The sequence below is a fragment of the Flavobacterium davisii genome (genome assembly GCF_019565505.1).
Taxonomy (GTDB): domain Bacteria; phylum Bacteroidota; class Bacteroidia; order Flavobacteriales; family Flavobacteriaceae; genus Flavobacterium; species Flavobacterium davisii.
In genome coordinates, this window is record NZ_CP067378.1 from 2,920,926 (window position 1) to 2,944,079 (window position 23,154).

Consider the following 23,154-nt stretch of genomic DNA (forward strand, 5'->3'; position numbering starts at 1 on the left):
GTGGTACTTACACGATTCCTTACACAATTTGTGAAACAGGAGCCATACCAGTAAACTGTAAAACAGCCAATATAACTGTAGAAGTTAAAAACACTATTGATGCAGTAGACGATGCCAAAGTAACTGTTGCTTCAGGAGGTAATACCCTAAATGTAACGTTAAACGATAAGTTAAACGGATCAAACGTTACGATAGGTGCAGCAGTAGGTCAAGTAAGTCTAACAGGTGTAAATGTTCCGAGGAGGCTTAACACTAAATACAGATGGTACGATTACTGTAGGGTCTACCACACCAAGTGGCACATACCAAGTAGAGTATCAAATCTGTGAGAACGGAGCTAACCCAGCAAACTGCGATAGAGCCATTGCTATAGTAGAAGTTAAAAACGATTTAATAGCTAAAGATGATAATTTAGGTACGATTGCTACCTCAACTACAGCAACTACTGCCGCAGGAAGCGTTTTAGCGAATAATGGAAACGGAGTCGATACGTTAAATGGCGTTGCAGTAACCACCGCCAACACAGATGTAACCCCTGTTACAACAGGTTCTATTCGTATCGATGTAGATGGCAATGTAACTATCCAGCCGAGTACCCCAAGTGGTACTTACACGATTCCTTACACAATTTGTGAAACAGGAGCCATACCAGTAAACTGTAAAACAGCCAATATAACTGTAGAAGTTAAAAACACTATTGATGCAGTAGACGATGCCAAAGTAACTGTTGCCTCAGGAGGTAATACCCCAAATGTAACGTTAAACGATAAGTTAAACGGATCAAACGTTACGATAGGTGCAGCAGTAGGTCAAGTAAGTCTAACAGGTGTAAACATTCCAGTAGGCTTAACATTAAATACAGATGGTACGATTACTGTAGGGTCTACCACACCAAGTGGCACATACCAAGTAGAGTATCAAATCTGTGAGAACGGAGCTAACCCAGCAAACTGCGATAGAGCCATTGCTATAGTAGAAGTTAAAAACGATTTAATAGCTAAAGATGATAATTTAGGTACGATTGCTACCTCAGCCACAGCAACTACTGCCGCAGGAAGCGTTTTAGCGAATAATGGAAGCGGATTCGATACATTAAATGGTGTTGCTGTAACGACAGCCAACACAGATGTAACCCCTGTTACAACAGGTTCTATTCGTATCGATGTAGATGGTAATGTAACTATCCAACCAGTACCCCAAGTGGTACTTACACGATTCCTTATACAATTTGTGAAACAGGAGCTGCACCAGTAAACTGTAAAACAGCCAATATAACTGTAGAAGTTAAAAACGATTTAATAGCTAAAGATGATAATTTAGGTACGATTGCTACCTCAGCCACAGCAACTACTGCCGCAGGAAGCGTTTTAGCGAATAATGGAAGCGGATTCGATACATTAAATGGCGTTGCAGTAACCACCGCCAACACAGATGTAACCCCTGTTACAACAGGTTCTATTCGTATCGATGTAGATGGTAATGTAACTATCCAACCCAGTACCCCAAGTGGTACTTACACGATTCCTTATACAATTTGTGAAACAGGAGCCACACCAGCAAACTGTAAAACAGCTGAAGTAATTGTTGAAGTTAAAAATGAATTAGTTGCTAAAAACGATAACTTAGGTACTGTAGCTACTTCTGCTACCACGAGTACCCCAGCAGGAAGCGTTTTAGCGAATAATAATGGAAACGGAGCCGATACATTAAATGGTGTTGCTGTAACGACAGCCAATACAGATGTAACCCCTGTTACAACAGGTTCTATTCGTATCGATGTAGATGGTAATGTAACTATCCAGCCGAGTACCCCAAGTGGTACTTACACGATTCCTTATACAATTTGTGAAACAGGAGCTACACCAGCAAACTGTAAAACAGCTGAAGTAATTGTTGAAGTTAAAAATGAATTAGTTGCTAAAAACGATAACTTAGGTACTGTAGCTACTTCTGCTACCACGAGTACCCCAGCAGGAAGCGTTTTAGCGAATAATGGAAACGGAGTCGATACGTTAAATGGCGTTGCAGTAACCACTGCCAACACAGATGTAACCCCTGTTACAACAGGTTCTATTCGTATCGATGTAGATGGTAATGTAACTATCCAGCCGAGTACCCCAAGTGGTACTTACACGATTCCTTATACAATTTGTGAAACAGGAGCTACACCAGCAAACTGTAAAACAGCTGAAGTAATTGTTGAAGTTAAAAATCAATTAGTTGCTAAAAACGATAACTTAGGTACTGTAGCTACTTCTGCTACCACGAGCACCCCAGCAGGAAGCGTTTTAGCGAATAACGGAAACGGATTCGATACATTAAATGGCGTTGCAGTAACCACCGCCAACACAGATGTAACCCCTGTTACAACAGGTTCTATTCGTATTGATGTAGATGGTAATGTAACTATCCAGCCGAGTACCCCAAGTGGTACTTACAGGATTCCTTATACAATTTGTGAAACAGGAGCCACACCAGCAAACTGCGATACCGCAATTGCTATAGTAGAAGTTAAAAACCCAATAGTTTTAGGAGGGCCTGATAAAGAGTTAATAGTATCAGGTACTACAGGAACAGTGTCTATTTATAGTGATGATACATTTAATGGAAAGCCATTATCATCTACCATAGGAACAGGAGTAGGTCAGGTAACAGTCACAACAACAGGATTACCACAGGGGATGATACTTAATTCTAATGGAACAATTACAGTAGATGATACAGTTGATAATAATACGTATACTTTTACTTATACTGTTTGTGAGAATGGGGCTTTAGTTCCAAATTGTGTTACGCAAACAGTTACTATAGAGGTTTCAGTTAAGGTTGATGCAAACGATGATAAATTTGTTACAACAAATGGAGGTTCAGGTTCTGTAGTAGGGAATGTTTTAGTAAATGATGCTACAAGTAAAGGTTCTGCAACAATTAATAATGTGGTATTAACCCAAAGTACTTTTGCCCAGCCAATAATTACTGTACCATCAAAATCTCCAGTGCCGTATCTAAATGCAGCTACAGGAGAGGTAATAGTTCCAATAGGAACGCCAGCAGGTACTTACAGTTTCACATATAATGCGTGCTTAGTAATTAAACCTGGTATTTGCGATACTGCCACTGTAACAGTAACGGTTAATCCGTCAAACAATGAGGAACTTGTTATTTACAACCACATGACACCTAATGGAGATGGTGATAATGAAATATTCTTTATAGACGGAATAGATAAATTTCCTAATAATTCAGTAGAAGTTTACAACCGTTGGGGAGTATTAGTGTACGAGGCAACAAGTTATAACAATAACGATCGCGCATTCCGAGGCATATCATCAGGAAGAGTTACGATTGAAAAATCAACACAATTGCCAGAAGGGACATATTATTATATGCTTAAATATGAAAACACAAGTGGTGTAACGAAAGAAAAAGCAGGTTATTTATATATCAATAGATAGAGAATTAATATTCCTCCGTCTTGAGGCGGAGGGTATTTAAAAAAAGAAAATGATATGAAAAACAAAATTATATATTTACTACTTTTAATGAGCGGAGTTATTTTTGCTCAACAAGAAGCACAGTATACTCAATATATGTACAACACTGCTAATGTAAATCCGAGGTTATGCAGGAACTAGAGGATGTTTTAGTGCTTTAATAATGCACCGTTCCCAATGGGTAGGTTTAGAAGGAGCCCCTAAGACCAATACGTTAGCCTTAAGTACACCTTTAGGAATTAACAATAAAATGGGATTAGGAGTAAGTGTAATAAATGACAAAATAGGGCCTTCCGATGAAAATGCGATATCGGTAGATTTAAGTTATAATATTCCAGTTTCAGAGGGATCAAAATTGTCTTTTGGAATAAAAGGGACGGCAAATTTCTTTAGTGTTGATTTTAACAAAACTAACATTCATAATGTGTCGGATGGTTTGATAAGACAAAATGTAGATAATCGTTTTTTTCCTAACGTAGGAGCTGGAGCATTTTGGTATTCAGAGAAGACCTATGTAGGCTTATCAATTCCCTTTATATTGGAGCAAAAATATTACGATAATGACGTGCAATACGTAGCAAGTGAGCGTATGCACCCACACTTAATAGCGGGTCATGTATTTCGTTTAAGTAGTGAAGTGCAGTTTAAGCCAACAACTATGATAAAATATGTAAACGGAGCTCCATTACAAGTTGATTTATCAGGTAATTTTTGGTTTAATGAAAAATTTTCATTGGGAGCGGCCTATCGTTGGAGTGCTGCATGGAGTGCCATGGCAGGATTTCAGATTAACGACTCTTGGCTAATAGGATACGCCTATGATCGAGATGTTACCAGATTAGGGAATTTTAATTCTGGTTCACACGAAGTATTTTTACGTTATGAATTGTTTAAACGAGTAGAAAAAGTGGTAGCCCCACGTTTCTTCTAAAACTATTATTATGAAAAAAATCATTTTATTTACTGTACTAGGATTGTCTTTGCATGGAGGATATGCACAAGCGAAAAAAATCATAAGAGCCGGTAATCACTATAATGGTTTAGCATACGTCGATGCAATTGATACCTACTTAAAAGTAGCTCAAAAAGGATACAAATCAAAAGAGTTATTTCAACGCTTAGGTGATTCGTATTATTACAATGCTAAATTCGTTGATGCAAATAAGTGGTATACTGAACTGTTTACTTTAGGTGAAACGGTAGATCCTGAGTACTATTATCGCTATTCACAAACGCTTAAATCATTAGAAGATTATAAAAAATCAGATGCGTATATGAATCAGTTTTATCAATTAACATCAAAGGATACCCGAGCGAATATATTTAATAATCAAAAAGATTATAAAAACACTATTGCAAAAAATTCAGGTCGTTTTGAGATAAAACCAGTGAGTATTAACGGTAGTTCTTCGGATTATGGTACAGCATTTTATGGAGATAAAGTTCTTTTTGCCTCAACAAGAGATACTATTGGAGTATTTAAAACAAAAGCAAAATGGACAGGTAAATCATTTACCAATCTGTATGTTGCCGATAAAAATGAAATAGGAGACGACCTTCTTAAAGCTACTCGTTTTTCTAAAGCAATCAATTCAAAGTACCACGAAGATTCTCCTGTTTTTACAAAAGATTTAAAAACAGTTTACTTTACCCGCAATAATTTTAATGAAGGAAAAGTAGGAAGAGATGATAAAAAAATCATCAATTTAAAAATCTATCGAGCTAGTTTAAATTCAAAAGGAGAGTGGGTAAATGTAGTAGAATTACCCTTTAATAGCGATCAATACAGTGTAGCGCATCCTGCCTTATCTCCTGATGAAAAGACATTATATTTTGCCTCCAATATGCCGGGAACATACGGAGAATCTGATTTGTTCAAGGTTGCTATTTTAGGAGAAAACAGCTACGGAACACCTGTTAACTTAGGCAATACCATCAATACAGAATCAAGAGAAACCTTTCCTTTTATTACAGATAAAGGCGTGTTATATTATGCCACTGATGGTCAGCAAGGATTAGGAGGACTAGATATTTATGCTACCCAACTAGACGATAAAGGAATGGTGTCCAATTTAATAAATATAGGATCCCCAGTAAATGGTCCCATGGATGATTTTGCCTTTATCATAGATGAAAAAGGCAAAGGCTTCTTTTCATCCAATCGAGTAGGAGGTAAAGGATTAGATGATATTTATAGCTTCATAGAAAAATCACCATTAAATTTAGAAATTCAACACGAGCTATCAGGAGTCGTTACTAATTCAGAAACCTCAGAAGTAATTCCGAGAGCAACTGTAACATTATATGATGAAAAATTTAATGAAATAGGAAAAGTTATTGCAGATGAGAAAGGATTTTATGATTTCAAAAAAGTTCCAGCTGGTAAAAAATATTATGTTAGAGCAGAAAAAGAAGATTATGAAACCAAAGAAAAACCAGTAAATATTCCAAATAAAACAGGCAAAACAAATCTACCTATTGATACCGCTAAAAAAGTACGAGAAATAAAAGAAGGCTCTGATTTAGCAAAAATATTTGAAATAAAAATTATTTATTTTGATTTAGATAAATCATTTATACGTTCCGATGCAGCAGTAGAATTAGCTAAGATTTTAGAAGTGATGAAACAATATCCTAGTATGAAAGTAGATGTTAGATCACATACAGATTGTCGTCAAACAGCCTCATATAATGCTAAGTTATCAGACCGTAGAGCCAAAGAAACAGTAGCATGGCTGGTTAAAAATGGCATAGCCAAAGAACGATTAACAGGTCGTGGTTACGGAGAATCACAATTAGTAAATGATTGTGGATGTGAACCAACGAACCAATCTTCTTGTACAGAAGAACAACATCAAGCAAACAGAAGAAGTGAGTTTATTATCGTAAAAATGTAATATAATCAGAACTTAATTAAAAGAGGCTGTCCTTTTGGGCAGCCTCTTTTCAAAATTAGTTGTTTTTTATAATTAGCTTACCATTAGTGTCAATTGAGAATTTTTCTTTTTTATAATTTTCCAACTACTTCCTTTTTGACTTTGGTATCAAGATTTATGATGTAATCATTACTAACATTAAATGATACTATTTTTGTAACATTATTATAATCGTCAGTTTCGGAGAAACCGATTGTCTTGTTTGTGACAACCTTATTGTTTTTCAATGTTATTAGAGTATAGGTAAAATCGTCATAATTAAAATTTCCTATAATAAAAACCTTTATATCGTTTATATTAGGTAATCTTAAATAGTCTTTTGTTTCTAAATTTGCAATATTACAATCTAATTGATGCCACACATCATTTCCGTCAATTGTTTTCTTTGTAATGGGGAGGGGTGTGATTTTTGCTTTAGAGAAACAATCTGTTTTAGCTGAATTGTTTCCTTTTTTTAAAAAAACGAGATAGTCATCATACACAATAACTAAAGTATTATCAATTATTAAGATTTCATCCCACGGATTGTCACATGATTTTTCAGGATATAATGATTGATAAACAGTTATTTTATCTCCTAGTTTTAAACCATTTTTTGAAAAAATAGTTTCATATAATTTGACTGTTTTATCGCTTTGATAATACTTGATTGGTTTTTTTTCTGCTTTGTAATATTCAAAAGAACATAAATTGCCAACTTTTAAATTTTTATCATCAATTTCTATTTTTATATTTTTGAATTTTTCTATTACATTTAATTTGCCTTTTTTAGATGTTCCTGAGATTGATGATTCAGAAACATTGTAATAATTCCAGTATTTATCATTAATCTTGTTATTAACTTCGTCATTTTTCTGATGACGATTTGAATATGAACTTTCAGTTTGAATCTCGTTATTTCGTTTGCTATCTAGTACTATATTTTCGGTTTTCTTTGATATTTCTTTACAATTAAGAAAAATAAAACCTATGAAAGCAATAAGTGATAATTTTTTCATTATATTCATTATTTTAATGGGTTGAATTATATATATTATTTAAGAACATATTATTTTCTGCTTTTCTTCTTTTAACAAGGCCAGAAAGACCTCCGCTAGTCACATCCAGCATTTCTTCAGCAGCGTTTTCATATTCTTTGTTTAGAAGATGTTTGTGAAGTTTTGGTGCTTTCTTTTTTACAAAAAAGTTTTCACCACAGTTAAATAAAAAACTCACTAAAGCGTCGAATTCATATTGGTATAAAGGAACTGTTACATCACGTTGAACAGCTTTTTCAAATTCTGGTAATCTAAGCTTAAATAATTCTGAGGCTTTTTCTTTTGTAATACCTTTTTGAATTCTTCAGATTCATTTCCATTACAGGGACCTCTGTGAACTAAATGGCCGTATCCAATTGTACAGTGATGTTCATCTGAATCATCATTATATAAATTTGATTTAAATGATTCCCAATCTTTTATAAAATTTATCCCTTTGTCAGATGTTTTTAAAGTTTTGGGGTCAACTCTTCTATTTTTATTTTCCTCACTCTTCTTCTCTTGTGGTTTAAAACCAGAACTATTACATATACAAACGTTTAGATAACCAAGTTCTTGTGCCAATTGAATTATTGGTTTTCCAATGACTAGATTTTGAGTCTTGATAAAATAGATGTCTTCTAAAAATTTATTCTCAAATTCTCTAACATCCATATGAACCCAACTCCAAGTTGTTCCGCTAGATAAACCAAAAGGTTCTAAAGAGAAATTGTTTTTACCATCTACCCATTGATATTTTGTATCAAGATATTTTTCATAGAATTTGTCTCGTATCTCTTTTAATAATGGAAGATTTGAAGATTTTTTTCCAACAATAGGTTCACCATTTTTTGAAAACTGTATATCAACAGCTTTACCCATATGATTTGTAGTTAACCTTCCTTCGTGGTTATTATGTTCCCAACATCTATACCCTGCTGTTTTGTGTAAGTATTTATAGATTGATTGTTGGCTTAGATAATATCTTAATGCGCTAACTCCCCATAATAGAGTTCTGTGTATGCCGGGTCTTTCATATTTATGGTATCTTTCGACATGTGGTGTACTATTATATTGGTCTTTATATCTTTCTTTACCAAATCCAGAGCATTTATTTGTTATGGATCTCACATTTTTACAAAGACAAGTATATTCTGAAATATTTTCATGCCATTTGTTACAAAAATCATCAATCGCCCTCAACACATTACCACAAACCTTACCCGTCTCAGGAACTTTCATATAATCCCGTTGAAACTGTTTAATCATTTTTTCGGTGCGGTCTGTAAATTCATCAGTCGGGACATTTCCGCCAAAACCCGCTAAACGAATATTAATTTCTCGTATGAGTTCACTCTTGTCTCCTTTTTTAATGCAATATCTTTCACCACAGCTTGTACCTGTAGTAGAAGCCTTCTCCACTTTCGTTTTCCCCACAATAGCGGGGCTTTTTCCCTCCGGGATTTCAATGGTGTGGGGTTTGTCTCTTAGGGCAGTTTCTTGGGGTTCTACCCAATCCCATATTTCGCCTAAGGTTTCGGAAATAGGGTTTAATAAGCCACTTTCCTCTTTCTTGCTTTTTGGTTTTTCTTCAGCTGGAGAACCTTTGGCTTTTTTTATTCCCGTAGACTGAGAAGGGGGTTTATTTTCTGTAGGTAATGGATTTTGTATATCTACGTTTGCTGTTGTGTGCTTTTTATTTTTGTAATATTCTACTGTTACATAAAACTCTAGTTCTCGTATATCTGTTTCACCTTGCATGGCTTTCTTCATCAAGGCTTTGGTTAGCATAAAGTCTACTACAACATTACCATATAGATCTACTTTTGCTTTCTTTGTATCAATGAGTTTGTTAGAGGCATGTGTCCGCTGCCTTTTGCGTCGTCTTCCCATAAAGTAAATAAGATTTCTTTGTTAAACATATTTACACAATGCGCTTTGGCTCGTAGTTTTTCTGTAAAACTAAAAACACTTCCTTTACTATCGTCTACATAGGTTAGGTCTACTTTACATATTTTGGGGATTCTGCTGGCTTTGGGGGTTATGATTAATCCGCCTCCTTCGGGTTGGTATAAATAGGCTTCTAATCGATAGGTTTCTCCTGCCGAAGATTCGCCAAAGGTAAAACGGCTGTCTCCTTTTTTCTTAACATGGGTGGTGGTAAATCTTCCATCGCTTCTTTTTTTGAATAGCTCCCAAGTAACGTTGGCTTTTTCTCTTTCGGATAAGGGGGTATTGGGGTACCATTCGGATATGTGGTAGGTCATTTTTTCGCCTACTGTGGGCGAGGTTACGCCTGATATTACGGATATCCCTTTTTTCATTATAAATCTGTTTTTTTATTACCAAATTTCATTATTATCACTGTTAATTTCTTCTTGAAATTCTTCAAAATTCAGAATGGGGTTGTATAGATGTTGTTCGTGTGGATTGGCTTTTTTAACTTGCTTTTTACTGGTTTGACTTTCTTGTCCGTGTTTTAAAATGGTAATTTTACCGCCTGTACTGCACATTAACTCGGATATTTCGGTGACGCATTTTTTGTCTAAAATTTTTACTTTATCATAGGTTTTAGTCCATTTCCCTGCGGCTGCAAAGGAGCAGGGTAAATACCCTCCGGAGCTGGGTTTTAGTTTACATTGTCCAAAGGGTTGTGCTGTTGGATTTAGTTGTATATCTTCTTCTGTTACGGCCAAGTAATCAGACTTGCCTTGGGAATCATTCCAATAATGTTTGGTATGACTGGTTACTTTAAAGGATGGAAATTGAAACCCTTGGTTGCACTGACATTGTCCTTTTTGTACGACAAAGTGCTTGCCTTCGTGTGGAGTGGAGCTGGAGGAGTCAGAACTTGGACTTGTTTCTTTTTTGCTGCTTCTTTGGAACTCTGGGATACTGCTACTTCTGTTTTTGTATCGTTGTTCTGTGGGGCATTGTTTTCTTGCTTTTCTTTTATATAAGGGGCTTCTTCTGCTATTAGAAGCTCTTTTCCTACTACGACTTCTGAATCTAATAAGTCTTCTAAAGGACAATATATGTTGTGAAATGCGCGAAGGCTGGCTCCGTCTTTTATGGCAAATTTCTCCGCTAGGCTATTGAGTGTGTCGCCTTTTTGTACTCTATATTTTTTCATATATAGACTGGTTTAGTTTGTTTAGTTAATAGGGGAGTAGTTTACAAATAAAAAAGAGGCTATCTTATAATAAGATAACCTCCGAATATAAATTTTTAAACGATAATTTTATATCTCCCAAAAACAAAATAAGTAAGACAAAGTTGTGGTGTTTCTACTAATCAATAGCATTTTTTGAAAAATTACCCAATAAAAATACAAAATATAGTTAGTAGTTTGCTTTATCTAAAGTTCGTTTAAAAATTTAGTTTGTTTATTTGATTAAGAACGTGATCCAAAGGTAGATAAGTTAAGTTTATTTTAGTTACGGATTATCCGTATATTATGTTAAAATTTATGTTTTTGATTAGGACTTGTATCAATTAAAAAAGCCCTGTAAATAGTTACAAGGCTGTTTTTTTATAAATTTTTAAACGATAATTGTATATCTCCCAAAAACAAAAATAAGATAAAGTTGTAGGTCTTCTACTAATCAACAGAAAAATTTAAGAAAATTACCCAATAATACAAAATTTAGTCAGTAGTTACTTTATCAGAAATTCGTTTAAAAATTTAGTTTGTTTACTTGATTAAGAACGTGATTCAAAGGTAGATAAGTTAAGTTTATTTTGGTTACGGATTATCCGTATATTATGTTAAAATTTGTTTTTTGATTTGGGCTTTGCGTAAATTAAAAACAGCCCTGTAAATAGTTACACGGCTGTTTTTTTATAAATTTTTAAACGATAATTGTATATCTCCCAAAAACAAAAATAAGATAAAGTTGTAGGTCTTCTACTAATCAACAGAAAAATTTAAGAAAATTACCCAATAATACAAAATTTAATCAGCAGTTACTTCATCAGAAAATTCGTTTAAAAATTTAGTTTGTTTTAATTGATTAAGAACGTACCCAAAGGTAGGTAGTTGTTTACTGATTTTATTGTGGATTATCCGTACATTTTGTTAAAATATATTATCTTGCTTTTTTAAATTGTAGATATGAAAATAGTTTTTGCATCCAATAATCAGAATAAGATTAAGGAAATTCAAAAGTTGATACCTAATAGTATTGAAATTTTGAGTTTAAAGGATATAAATTGTTTGGATGATATTCCAGAAACAGCCACTACTATTGAAGGGAATGCTCGTCTTAAGGCAAATTATGTTACCGAAAAATATGGATATCCTTGTTTTGCAGATGATAGTGGTTTAGAGGTAGAAGTACTTAACGGAGAACCGTGTGTTTTTTCAGCTAGATATGCTGGAGAAGAAAAAGATGATCAAAAAAATATAAAAAAGTTGTTAAATGTTTTATCGTGTGAATTAAATCGTAAAGCTAATTTTAAAACGGTTATAGCGTTAAACTTAGAGGGAGAACAGTATTTATTTACAGGAACTGTAGAGGGAATTATTACGTTGGAACAAAAAGGGAGTAATGGTTTTGGATATGATCCTATTTTTATACCTGATGGACATGAAATAACTTTTGCGGAAATGACACTGGAAGATAAATCAAAAATAAGTCATAGAGCAAAAGCGGTTAATCAATTAATAATGTTTATTAATCAATCGGATATTTGAGAGGGATTAATAGATTTATTTACGTATTGGAAAAAGTATCCTGAAAATAATAATGTTATGTTTGTTGTTTTGAATATGAGGAGAAATCAGATTATTAAAATTAATGTGATTTCTCCTTTAGGATAGAATTTTTTAGAAACCGTTTTTTTGCGTTTTGAAACAGAGTGTTTTATGCTATTATTTGTAATTTAGCAAAACGTAATAATAATTTTTTAATACCTCCAATTTCAAAACGTATTTCTGCTTTTTTATCAGCTCCTACACCTTCAATATTTAATACTTGCCCCTTACCAAATCGTTCGTGTATAACCATATTGCCAATTACTAAAGTTGTATTATTATTGGCTTCTGTACCTGATATAGGAGTAGATAGGGGTTTTAAACGTCTGATAGAAGGGTTAGCTGTTGGTTCATTCGTTGTTATTGTTTTAGGAGGTGTGCCAGCAATGGGTTTTTGTAAGCGTAGTTTTGATTTATCTACTTCTCCAAATATATCTGCGTTAATAGTGGGTTTGTATCGGTAATTAGTTTCTACTGGAGATAAAAATTCTAGATATTGTGAATGAATTTCTTCTATAAAACGAGAGGGATCAGAATCAACTAATTTACCCCATCTGTATCTTGATTGCGCATAGGTTAAATAGGCTTGATGTTCAGCTCGTGTTAAGGCTACATAAAAAAGTCGTCTTTCTTCCTCTAGTTCACTTCTTGTATTTAAACTCATAGCACTAGGAAAAAGGTCTTCTTCCATTCCTACAATGAAAACAGTAGGAAACTCCAGTCCTTTGGCCAAGTGAATAGTCATTAAGGCCACGCGGTCATCATCCCCAGTATCATTATCCAAATCAGTTGCTAAGGCTACATCTTCTAAGAACTCAGATAGAGCGCCTCTTGCGCCATCTACTTCTTTTTGACCTTCTATAAAGTCTTTTATACCATTTAGTAATTCTTCAATATTTTCTATTCTGGCAATGCCTTCAGGAGTACCATCTTTTTTGAGTTCTTGAACTAATCCTGTTTTTTTAGTAACATGTTCAGTTAGATAAAATGCATCTTGGTTTTCGTTTATCACTTGAAAACTTTTAACCATGGTTACAAAATCGTTTATTCGTTGTTTTGTACCTGAATTTAATTTCAAATCAATTTTATCAACATGTTCCATTACTTCAAATATGGAACGTTTATAATAATTGGCAGCTACTGTTAACTTTTCTACGGTAGTATCTCCTATACCTCGTGCGGGATAATTAATAACGCGTACTAAAGCTTCTTCATCTTTAGGATTTACTACGAGACGCAGATAAGCTAATACATCCTTAATTTCTTTTCTTTGATAAAAAGATAATCCGCCATAAATTCTATAAGGAATGTCTCTTTTTCGTAATGCGTCTTCCATGGCACGTGATTGCGCATTAGTACGATATAAAATGGCGAAATCACTATTCTTTTTTTGATTTTGCATTTTGTCTTCAAAAATGCTAGAAGCTACAAATCGCCCTTCTTCGCCATCTGTTAAACTTCTGTGTACTTTTATTTTAGGACCATTATCATTGGCAGTCCATACTACTTTATCTAGTTTGGTTTTATTGTTGTCAATGACATTGTTTGCTGCTTCTACTATATTTTTTGAAGAACGATAATTTTGTTCCAAACGATACATTTGTACATTGTCATAATCTTTTTGAAAATTTAGAATATTATTGATATTAGCTCCTCTAAAAGCATAGATACTTTGAGCGTCATCTCCAACAACACAAATATTTTGGAAACGATCAGAAAGGGCACGAACAATTAGGTATTGAGAATGGTTAGTATCTTGGTACTCATCTACTAAAATATAGCGAAAACGATCCTGATACTTCATTAAAACATCAGGAAAACGAGTTAAAAGCTCATTCGTTTTTAATAATAAATCGTCAAAATCCATAGCACCTGATTTAAAACAGCGTTCTACATAATTTTGATAAATTTCGCCTAATCGAGGCTTTTTACTCATAGCATCAGCCTCTTGTAATTCGGGATTGTTAAAGTAAGCTTTTACGGTAACGAGACTGTTTTTGTATTGGGATATCCTACTTAAAATTTGTTTGGGTTTATAAATATCCTTATCTAATTGCATTTCCTTAATGATTTGCCCTATTAAACGAACTGAATCTTGTGAATCATAAATAGTAAAATTAGATGGATATCCTAATTTTTCGGATTCTATACGCAAAATCTTTGCAAAAATGGAGTGAAAAGTCCCCATCCAAAGGTTTTTAGCTTCATTATTTCCTACAATGCCTGCAATACGTATTTTCATTTCGCGTGCTGCTTTATTTGTAAAAGTTAAGGCTAAAATATTAAAAGCATCTACTCCTTGACTCATTAAGTTGGCAATACGAACTGTTAGTACACGGGTCTTACCTGAACCAGCTCCAGCAATTACAATCATAGCACCTTCTTTTTGTAAAACGGGTGCTCTTTGTGCGTCATTTAGCTTTTCTATTATTTCCTGAATCATAACCAAAAATCAAAAGGTCAAAAATACTGCTACTAAAATTGGATTACAATAATTTTTTTGAGTTTATTTGTATTCGTATCATAAATTAACAAATAGTATTTTATAAAAATGAATTCGATAAACGTATTGGATGTTGTGGCTTACACAATTCCTTCTATAGTAACGGCTGGAATTGCCTATTATTTTTTTCAAGCTTATTTTAAAGATCAACAAAATATGCGTTACTGGTTACTACAAAAAGAAAATCAAAAAGAATCGTTACCTTTAAAACTGCAAGCATACGAGAGAATGGCTTTGTTCTTAGAACGTATTAATCCTACTAAATTATTAATGCGTGTAGCGCCAATGAATGAAGACAAGATGCTTTACGCTGTTTTTTTAATAGATCACATAGAGCAAGAATTGGAACACAATATTACACAACAAATATATTTAACAGATAATTGCTGGAATGTTATCTTAACTGCTAAGAATACAATTATACATAATATTCAAAAGATGGCTAAAAAAGAAGAAATAAAAGATGCCGATAATTTGCGTCAGACTATTATTAATCAGTTAGCTAATCAAGAATCACCTACAACTGTAGCTCTTGCATATCTAAAAAGAGAAATTGGACAAGTTTTGTAATTTTAAATTCTTGTTTTTAAATATTCTTTTTCATTATTAAAAAAGGTTTTTTATTTTCGTTGAATGAATAAAAAGATAAAGATAGTTAGTTATTTACTATTAGGAGTGCTTTCATTTGTATTAGCATTCCAGTCTTTGCATTCATTTGAACACTTAATTGAGCAGTTAAATAAACCGCATTGTAAACATCGGTATGACCATTCACATACAGTTGTTTCACATAGTCATCAAGATTTCGATGACTGTTTTACTTGTCATTATTCTTTTAGTGATTATCTAGATACCGCATTACCTGTTATTGATTTTTTATCAATAAACGCTAATACGACCTATTTGTTTGGTTATATTGAAAGAGTAAGTTTTTTCAACGGTAGTCTACAAAATACTCGAGCTCCTCCATTTTTACTATTTAATTAGTTGTATATTAAAATAATAATAGTAAAAATAATTTAATTTAAATGACAAAAATTTTTACAACCCTATTCTTAGGGTTAAGTGCTATTGTATATAGTCAAAATATCTTAAAAGGTAAAGTAACCAATGTAAATAAAGAACTGATAAAAGGCGTTTCTATTTCAATACCTGAATTGCATAAAGAAGTAGTAACGGATGAATCAGGTAGTTTTAAAATAGATAAATTAGCATCGGGTTCTTTTTCGATTATTTTTTTCATCCAAATTATGATACTTATACTTCAATTGTGATGTTAGATAAAAAAGAAAATATTTGTGATGTTGTTTTATTAGAAGAGCACACACATCATATAGAAGAAGTAATCGTTTCTACTGCATTCAATAAAGCGCAGAGCCAAAATGTAATGAAAGTAGAACATAGTTCATTAAAAGCCTTACAACAAAAAGGAGGTGCAACCTTAATGGAAAGTATTGCCACAATACCGGTATTTCAAATGTGTCAACAGGAGTCTCAATAGGAAAACCTGTTATCAGAGGATTAAGTGGTAATCGGGTTTTAGTATATTCACAAGGAGTAAGGTTAGAAAATCAACAATTTGGAGAAGAACATGGCTTAGGTTTGAGCGACAGTGGTGTCGAAAGTATTGAAGTAATAAAAGGACCTGCGTCTTTATTATATGGTTCAGATGCTTTAGGAGGAGTATTGTATTTTAATCCTGAAAAATTTGCACAATCAGGAACTTATGTCGCTGATTTTTCTCAAAAATATTTTACTAATACTCAAGGGATTTCCACAGGCTTTGGATTAAAGTCTTCAGCGGAACATTGGAAGTTTTCCGTGCGAGGAGCTCATAATGCACATTCCGATTATTTAACAGGTTCAGATCAAAGAGTAACCAATTCACGTTTTAATGAAACAGATGCTAAAATGGCATTAGGTTATTATAATACTAGATTTTCATCCGTATTAAGGTACAATGTTAATAACTTAGATTTAGGACTACCAGAAGAATTAGGAGAACAAAGTTTATCTAAAAAAACAAACTATCCCAAACAACGAGTAATAGGGCAAATAGCCAGTTGGAATAATATCTTGTTCTTTAAAAAATCAAAATTAGAAGCAGAAGTTGGATATGTGAGTAATAATAGAAAAGAATTTGAAAATTCGCCAATAGCTTCATTAAGTATGAATCTACAAACAGTGAATTATAATTTAAAATATTATACTCCTAAAATAGGACATTTAGAAACAATTATAGGTATACAAGGAATGTACCAAACGAATAAAAATTCAGCAGAAGAAATTTTGATTCCCAATGCCAAAACACACGATTTAGGATTTCTCACAACTTCTATGTATAGTTGGAGTAAAAATACCATACAAGCAGGACTTCGTTTTGATATAAGAAGTTTAGAAACATCTTTACATGGAAAAGAAGGAGAAGAAGCTTATTTTAAACCTATTGATAAAAAGTTTAACAGTATTAATGCTTCTTTAGGTTATAAAACAAATTTGTTGGATAATTTACTTATGCGAATCAATCTAGCCAGCGGTTTTAGAGCTCCTAATCTTGCAGAATTAACTTCTAATGGGATTCATGAAGGAAGTAATCGTTATGAAAAAGGAAATGAAAACTTAAGAAATGAACAAAATATTCAAATGGATTTCAATTTAGAATATGGAAATTCTCATCTTGAATTATTTGCTAATGGATTTTACAATCATATAAAAAATTATATCTATATAGCTCCAACTGGTAATCGCATAGAAGATAAAGATGTTTATACTTATGAACAAGCTAACGCCGCATTGTATGGAGGAGAAATGGGAGTACATCTACACCCACATCCAATAGATTGGTTACATATAACTTCTAGTTTTGAAATGGTAATAGGTAAAAAAAAGGATAACGAATTTTTACCATTAATACCAGCAAATAAGTGGGTGAATGCCATAAAAGCTCAGTTTAATTTAAATAAAACAATTAAAGAAGGGTATATTTTTGCTAATTATGAAACCAACTTTGCTCAACATAATATTTCTACTTTTGAAATGACAACCCCTTCTTATTCATTGTTAAATTTTGGATTAGGAGGAAATTTATCTCTTTTTAAATTAAATTTTAGTGCAAATCTTGTAGCTAATAATATTTTAAATGAAAAATACATAGCCCATTTATCACGTTTAAAAAACAATAATATTCAAAATATGGGAAGAAATATTATGTTAGGAATTAATTTTAAAATCTAAAAACAATTTATTTTTAAATAAAAAAGCCCTCTTTTTTGAAGAGGGCTTTTTTTAACGTATTTCTAACATTTGAAAATGTATTTTTGTTTAAAATAAATTAAAAAATGAAAGTTTTAACAACTACAGTGGTTTTAGCTACTAGTTTGGGGGCTATAGCACAATCTAAAATAAATATGAATTCTATGGGGTATCCTGAAACAAAAAAAAAGGAACATGTTGATACCTATTTTGGGACATCTGTAGAGGATCCTTATCGTTGGCTTGAAGATGATCGCTCTTTGGAAACAGAAGCTTGGGTAAAGACTCAAAATGCTGCCACCTACAAATATTTAGATCAAATTCCTTATCGTTCTATACTAAAAGAACGGTTAGAAAAAATGTGGAATTATGAAAAAATTAGTTCCCCATTTGTAGAGGGTGATTATACCTACTATTATAAAAATAATGGGTTACAAAATCAATCCGTTTTATATAGAAAAGACAAACAAGGAAAAGAAGAAATCTTTTTAGATCCGAATACATTTTCTAAAGACGGAACAACATCCTTAGCCGCGATCAGTTTTTCCGAAGATGGAAGTAAAGTTGCCTATCAAATTTCTATTGGAGGTTCAGATTGGAGAGAAATAATAACGATAGATGCAAAAACCAAGAAAACAATAGATACTAAATTAATAGATGTTAAATTTGGTGGAGTTTCCGGTATAAAAATGAAGGTTTTTATTATTCTAGCTATGATAAACCGAAAGGAAGTGAATTATCAGCTAAAACAGATCAGCATAAATTATATTATCATAAATTAGGAACTAAACAAAAAAACGATCAAGTAGTTTTTGGTTTAGATAAAAAAAGATTATATGTAGGAGGGTTTGTAACAAGAGATCAACATTATTTAGTTATAACAGTAGCCAATTCTACCTACGGTAATGAATTGTATATAAAAGATTTAAGAAAAAACAATAGTCCAATTGTAACCTTAGTAGATAACTTTGACTCTGATAATGAAGTAATAGAAAATAAAGACGACGTTTTTTATATAACAACAGATTATAAAGCACCTAATAAAAGAATCGTTACCGTTGATTTGTCAAATCCAAAACAAGAAAATTGGAAAGATTTAATAAAAGAAACAACAGATGTGTTGGCTTCCTCTGTAGGAGCTGGATATATTTTTACACATTACATGCAAGATGCTGTTTCTATGGTAAAGCAATATGATTTTTCAGGTAATTTAATACGTACAATTAAATTGCCCGGGCATAGGATCTGTAAACGGTTTTGTGGGAAAACCAAAAGATAAAATATTGTATTTTTCATTTTCTAATTATTATACTCCAAATAATATTTATTCTTTAAATCCAGAAACAGGCGAAACAACTATTTATCAAAAAACGAATATAGACTTTCAAAGTGATCTGTATGAATCAAAACAAGTTTTTTATAAATCTAAAGATGGAACGAAAATACCAATGATTATAACCTGTAAAAAAGGGACGAAATTAAACGGTAAGAATCCAACTATATTATATGGATACGGAGGATTTAACATCAGTATGACCCCTAATTTTAGTGTTTCAAATGCACTTTGGTTAGAAAATGGTGGAATTTATGCCGTAGCTAACTTGCGTGGAGGAGGAGAATATGGTAAGAAATGGCATACAGGAGGAACTAAATTACAAAAACAAAATGTTTTTAATGATTTTATAGCAGCAGCAGAATACCTTATAAAAAATAAATTTACATCTAGTGATTTCTTGGCAATTCGAGGAGGATCTAATGGAGGTCTGTTGGTAGGAGCCACCATGACGCAACGTCCCGATTTAATGAAAGTAGCTCTACCAGCCGTTGGTGTGATGGATATGTTACGCTATCATACTTTTACAGCAGGTGCAGGTTGGCGATACGATTATGGAACAGCAGAAGATAGTAAAGAAATGTTTGAATACCTTAAAAAATATTCGCCAATACACAATGTGAAAAAAGGAGTAAAATATCCCGCAACTTTAGTAACTACTGGAGATCATGATGATAGAGTGGTTCCTGCACATAGTTTTAAGTTTGTGGCAGAACTTCAAGATAAGCAATCAGGAACGAATCCTACTTTAATACGTGTAGATATAAATGCAGGACATGGAGCAGGAAAATCAGTTTCAGCTACTATAAATGAAAATGTAGATATACAAGCATTTACACTATGGAATATGGGAATAAAAAAATAAATTAGTTTATATCATATAAACTATTTAAAAATAAAAAAACTGTTTGAAATGTTCAAACAGTTTTTTTATAAAGCAAAATGACTTAAACTCAAATACCATATTAGACTCGAACAAATTGAATTGGCAAATCTATTCCGCTTTATTTTTCTTTCAATTCAAAGCCTGTATTCCCATTTTAGCCCTCTAAATTTTCGTGAGTATTCGAATTTAGTCAAAGTTATTATTTCACAACGGAGTCTAATCCAAAATCCGATTTAATAAAAAATAAAAAGAATAACTGTTTGTCCCGTATTATAGAATAGGTTTTCCCATGAAGATGAAAAAGATAAAGAAGATATAAAAAGACGGGAATTTTTTACTACATCAAGAAAAAGCCCATTTTTTGAGATTCAAATTTATTTTTACAATAAAATTTTAAAGTATAATTTGGGTTTATATGCCTTTTGTAATGATAAAAGGCTCTTATGAGGCTAAAATTGTAAATGATTTATCCTGTTTTTTGTTTATTATACAGAATATTTGAATAAATAAAAAAATAACATCTAAAATTTATTTTTAAAAATTTTAGATAATTCCTAATTATAGTATCTTTGCAACTTCTAAAAAATAAGGAATTATGTTTAATAATTTATCAGAGAAGTTAGATAAGGCGTTCCATATATTAAAAGGACACGGTAAAATTACAGAAGTAAACGTTGCAGATACCTTAAAAGAGGTACGTCGTGCCTTACTTGATGCCGATGTTAACTTTAAGATTGCTAAAGATTTTACAACAAGAGTAAAAGAAAAAGCATTAGGACAAGATGTATTAACAACCTTACAGCCGGGGCAATTATTAGTTAAAATTGTAAAAGACGAATTAACTGATTTAATGGGAGGTGATGTTCAAGGTATTAATTTGTCAGGAAATTTCTCTGTTATTTTAATGTCTGGTTTACAAGGATCAGGTAAAACCACCTTTTCGGGCAAATTAGCAAATTTCTTAAAAACCAAGAAAAATAAAAAACCATTATTAGTTGCTTGTGATATTTATCGTCCAGCAGCAATTAATCAGTTGCATGTAGTAGGTGAGCAAATAGGAGTAGAAGTATATTCCGAGCCAGAAAATAAAAATGCAGTTGAAATTGCGCAAAATGCTATCAAATATGCTAAATCAAATGGCTTTAGCGTCGTTATAGTCGATACCGCAGGACGTTTAGCAGTAGATGAAGAAATGATGGCAGAGATAGCCAATGTTCATAAGGCAATTACACCTAACGAAACATTGTTTGTGGTAGATTCAATGACTGGTCAAGATGCCGTAAATACAGCAAAGGCATTTAATGATCGTCTAAATTTTGATGGTGTTGTTCTTACTAAATTAGATGGTGATACACGTGGGGGAGCTGCTATATCAATTAAATCAGTAGTAAATAAACCTATTAAGTTTATTGGTACAGGTGAAAAAATGGATGCTATAGACGTGTTTTATCCAGAACGTATGGCAGATCGTATTTTAGGGATGGGAGACGTTGTGTCCTTAGTAGAACGCGCTCAAGCACAATACGATGAAGAAGAAGCTCGTAAATTACAGCGTAAGATTGCAAAAAATGAATTTGGGTTTGATGATTTCTTAGCTCAAATACAACAGGTTAAGAAAATGGGGAATATGAAAGATCTAGTAGGAATGATACCGGAGCAAGTAAAGCCTTAAAAGATGTAGAAATTGAAGACGATGCCTTCAAACATATAGAAGCTATTATTTATTCCATGACACCAACAGAAAGAAGTAAACCCTCTTTAATTGATACAAAACGTAAAAATAGAATAGCAAAAGGATCAGGTAGAAAAATTGAAGAGGTAAATCAGTTACTAAAACAGTTTGATCAAATGAGTAAGATGATGAAAATGATGCAAGGTCCAGGAGGTAAACAATTAATGAAAATGATGGGAGGAATGAAAGGCGGACTTCCGAGAATGAAATAAAAAACAAAGGTGCGTATTTTCGCGCCTTTTTTATTTGAATTTAAATTTTAGAATGATATAAAACAACACACAAAAAGATTAGTAATGCAAATTTTAGACGGAAAAAAAGTTTCTGAAGACATTAAAAATGAAATAACATTGCAAGTTCAAGCAATCAGAGCAAAAGGAGAAAAAGTACCTCATTTAGCTGCTTTGATTGTAGGAAATGATGGTGCTAGTTTAACTTATGTAGGAAGTAAAGTAAAAGCATGTGAAAAGGTAGGTTTTGAATCTACTTTGATAAAAATGCCAAGTACTACCTCCGAAACGGAGTTGCTAAAAAAAATAAAAGAATTAAATGAAAACGATGAAATAGATGGCTTCATTGTTCAATTACCATTACCAGAGCAAATAGATACTCAAAAAATTTTAATGGCGATTAATCCTAGTAAAGATGTAGATGGATTTCATCCTGAAAACTTTGGAAAAATGGCATTAGACATGTCAACCTTTATTCCCGCTACACCATTTGGTATTTTAGAATTATTAGAACGATATAATGTAGAAACTAAAGGAAAACATACGGTAGTTATTGGTCGTAGCCATATTGTTGGAAGACCTATGAGTATTTTAATGGGAAGAAAAGGATTTCCGGAAATTCAACGGTTACACTAACTCATAGTCACACTAAAAACATCAACCAAATTACTTCGCAAGCTGATATTATTATTTCGGCTTTAGGAGTACCCAATTTCTTAAAAGCAGAAATGATTAAAGACGATGCTGTAATTATAGATGTAGGAATTACTAGAGTACCCGATGAAACTAATCCAAAAGGATATGTAATTAAAGGAGATGTAGATTTTGAAAATGTTTCTAAAAAAGCCTCCTATATAACCCCCGTTCCCGGAGGAGTTGGCCCTATGACAATTGCTATGCTATTGAAAAATACACTTTTAGCGCGAGAATTTAAAATGGAAAAAAATAAGAATATTTTAGAAAAGAGATTGTGTTTAATTAAAAAACAACAAAAAACTTAATTTATACTGCTATAT

At 32.6% G+C, this 23,154-nt stretch carries 19 protein-coding genes and 5 pseudogenes; 13 read left to right on the forward strand and 11 right to left on the reverse strand.

Annotation, left to right across the window (positions count from 1 at the left end; translation table 11 throughout):
* The first annotated feature begins 231 nt into the window (after positions 1-231).
* Complete coding sequence (locus JJC05_RS13920) at positions 232-1,254, forward strand: hypothetical protein (protein WP_235877677.1); 1,023 nt, start codon at positions 232-234, stop codon at positions 1,252-1,254.
* Here the strand turns inward: JJC05_RS13920 and JJC05_RS13925 are convergent.
* The 4 genes from JJC05_RS13925 to JJC05_RS13940 all read right to left on the reverse strand — a co-directional run bounded on the left by JJC05_RS13925 (position 1,220) and on the right by JJC05_RS13940 (position 2,350).
* A complete protein-coding gene (locus JJC05_RS13925) occupies positions 1,220-1,429 on the reverse strand; it encodes a hypothetical protein (RefSeq protein WP_235877679.1) in 210 nt (69 codons plus the stop codon). The two genes, JJC05_RS13920 and JJC05_RS13925, sit on opposite strands and share 35 nt — an antisense overlap.
* Positions 1,430-1,525: 96 nt before the next feature.
* Complete coding sequence (locus tag JJC05_RS13930) at positions 1,526-1,735, reverse strand: hypothetical protein (protein WP_235877500.1); 210 nt, start codon at positions 1,733-1,735, stop codon at positions 1,526-1,528.
* 99 nt (positions 1,736-1,834) lie between these two features.
* Positions 1,835-2,044, reverse strand: coding sequence for a hypothetical protein (locus tag JJC05_RS13935; protein WP_235877501.1), 210 nt, complete (start codon positions 2,042-2,044; stop codon positions 1,835-1,837).
* A gap of 168 nt (positions 2,045-2,212) precedes the next feature.
* A complete protein-coding gene (locus JJC05_RS13940; RefSeq protein WP_235877681.1) occupies positions 2,213-2,350 on the reverse strand; it encodes a hypothetical protein in 138 nt (45 codons plus the stop codon).
* A 226-nt stretch (positions 2,351-2,576) separates the two neighbouring features.
* Between JJC05_RS13940 and JJC05_RS13945 the strand changes: the two genes are divergently transcribed.
* The 3 genes and pseudogenes from JJC05_RS13945 (at position 2,577) to JJC05_RS13955 (ending at position 6,391) form a co-directional block, all read left to right on the forward strand.
* Positions 2,577-3,455: a T9SS type B sorting domain-containing protein gene (locus JJC05_RS13945; RefSeq protein WP_235877505.1), complete on the forward strand. Its 879-nt coding sequence runs from the start codon at positions 2,577-2,579 to the stop codon at positions 3,453-3,455.
* Positions 3,456-3,509: 54 nt separating this feature from the next.
* A pseudogene (locus tag JJC05_RS13950) lies at positions 3,510-4,425 on the forward strand (PorP/SprF family type IX secretion system membrane protein).
* A 10-nt stretch (positions 4,426-4,435) separates the two neighbouring features.
* The gene (locus JJC05_RS13955; protein WP_235877683.1) at positions 4,436-6,391 is read left to right on the forward strand and encodes an OmpA family protein; all 1,956 of its coding nucleotides are present in this window, start codon (positions 4,436-4,438) and stop codon (positions 6,389-6,391) included.
* A 110-nt stretch (positions 6,392-6,501) separates the two neighbouring features.
* On the opposite strand, the gene JJC05_RS13960 is transcribed toward JJC05_RS13955, so the two are convergent.
* The 6 genes and pseudogenes from JJC05_RS13960 to JJC05_RS17625 all read right to left on the reverse strand — a co-directional run bounded on the left by JJC05_RS13960 (position 6,502) and on the right by JJC05_RS17625 (position 10,579).
* Positions 6,502-7,428 carry a hypothetical protein gene (locus tag JJC05_RS13960; protein ID WP_235877685.1) on the reverse strand — a complete coding sequence of 309 codons (927 nt, stop codon included), beginning with the start codon at positions 7,426-7,428 and terminating at the stop codon, positions 6,502-6,504.
* Between the two features lie 13 nt (positions 7,429-7,441).
* Positions 7,442-7,768 carry a lysozyme gene (locus JJC05_RS13965; RefSeq protein ID WP_235878895.1) on the reverse strand — a complete coding sequence of 109 codons (327 nt, stop codon included), beginning with the start codon at positions 7,766-7,768 and terminating at the stop codon, positions 7,442-7,444.
* Positions 7,681-9,339 carry a hypothetical protein gene (locus JJC05_RS13970; RefSeq protein ID WP_235877686.1) on the reverse strand — a complete coding sequence of 553 codons (1,659 nt, stop codon included), beginning with the start codon at positions 9,337-9,339 and terminating at the stop codon, positions 7,681-7,683. The genes JJC05_RS13965 and JJC05_RS13970 overlap by 88 nt, the downstream gene beginning before the upstream one ends.
* Positions 9,267-9,770 (reverse strand): hypothetical protein, encoded by a 504-nt coding sequence (locus JJC05_RS13975; RefSeq protein ID WP_235877689.1) that lies wholly within the window; start codon positions 9,768-9,770, stop codon positions 9,267-9,269. The genes JJC05_RS13970 and JJC05_RS13975 overlap by 73 nt, the downstream gene beginning before the upstream one ends.
* Before the next feature lie 18 nt (positions 9,771-9,788).
* Positions 9,789-10,193 (reverse strand): annotated as a pseudogene (locus JJC05_RS13980) (DUF4280 domain-containing protein); the annotation flags it as partial.
* On the reverse strand, positions 10,193-10,579 hold the full coding sequence (locus JJC05_RS17625; protein WP_258929238.1) for a hypothetical protein: 387 nt from the start codon (positions 10,577-10,579) through the stop codon (positions 10,193-10,195). The pseudogene JJC05_RS13980 and the gene JJC05_RS17625, both read right to left, overlap by 1 nt.
* A 981-nt stretch (positions 10,580-11,560) precedes the next feature.
* On the opposite strand from JJC05_RS17625, the gene JJC05_RS13990 reads away from it, so the two are divergent.
* Complete coding sequence (locus JJC05_RS13990) at positions 11,561-12,142, forward strand: non-canonical purine NTP diphosphatase (protein ID WP_235877691.1); 582 nt, start codon at positions 11,561-11,563, stop codon at positions 12,140-12,142.
* Positions 12,143-12,311: 169 nt separating this feature from the next.
* Here the strand turns inward: JJC05_RS13990 and JJC05_RS13995 are convergent, their stop codons facing one another.
* Positions 12,312-14,645 (reverse strand): ATP-dependent helicase, encoded by a 2,334-nt coding sequence (locus JJC05_RS13995; RefSeq protein ID WP_374226314.1) that lies wholly within the window; start codon positions 14,643-14,645, stop codon positions 12,312-12,314.
* A gap of 108 nt (positions 14,646-14,753) precedes the next feature.
* Here JJC05_RS13995 and JJC05_RS14000 point away from each other — a divergent pair, with 108 nt between their 5' ends.
* The 8 genes and pseudogenes from JJC05_RS14000 to JJC05_RS14025 all read left to right on the forward strand — a co-directional run bounded on the left by JJC05_RS14000 (position 14,754) and on the right by JJC05_RS14025 (position 23,139).
* Entirely contained in the window at positions 14,754-15,275 is a 522-nt protein-coding gene (locus JJC05_RS14000) for a DUF7935 family protein (RefSeq protein WP_127822824.1), read from the forward strand.
* Between the two features lie 63 nt (positions 15,276-15,338).
* Positions 15,339-15,692, forward strand: a complete 354-nt coding sequence (locus JJC05_RS14005) for a hypothetical protein (protein ID WP_235877693.1) — start codon at positions 15,339-15,341, stop codon at positions 15,690-15,692.
* A 41-nt stretch (positions 15,693-15,733) separates the two neighbouring features.
* Positions 15,734-15,979 carry a carboxypeptidase-like regulatory domain-containing protein gene (locus JJC05_RS17630; protein WP_258929241.1) on the forward strand — a complete coding sequence of 82 codons (246 nt, stop codon included), beginning with the start codon at positions 15,734-15,736 and terminating at the stop codon, positions 15,977-15,979.
* Entirely contained in the window at positions 15,979-16,206 is a 228-nt protein-coding gene (locus JJC05_RS17635) for a hypothetical protein (RefSeq protein ID WP_258929244.1), read from the forward strand. The genes JJC05_RS17630 and JJC05_RS17635 overlap by 1 nt, the downstream gene beginning before the upstream one ends.
* On the forward strand, positions 16,185-17,939 hold the full coding sequence (locus JJC05_RS14010) for a TonB-dependent receptor (protein WP_309597346.1): 1,755 nt from the start codon (positions 16,185-16,187) through the stop codon (positions 17,937-17,939). Before JJC05_RS17635 ends, JJC05_RS14010 begins: the two co-directional genes overlap by 22 nt.
* 104 nt (positions 17,940-18,043) lie before the next feature.
* Positions 18,044-20,155: pseudogene (locus tag JJC05_RS14015) on the forward strand (prolyl oligopeptidase family serine peptidase).
* Between the two features lie 616 nt (positions 20,156-20,771).
* Positions 20,772-22,120: pseudogene (gene ffh, locus JJC05_RS14020) on the forward strand (signal recognition particle protein).
* Between the two features lie 84 nt (positions 22,121-22,204).
* Positions 22,205-23,139: pseudogene (locus JJC05_RS14025) on the forward strand (bifunctional 5,10-methylenetetrahydrofolate dehydrogenase/5,10-methenyltetrahydrofolate cyclohydrolase).
* Positions 23,140-23,154 lie beyond the last annotated feature (15 nt).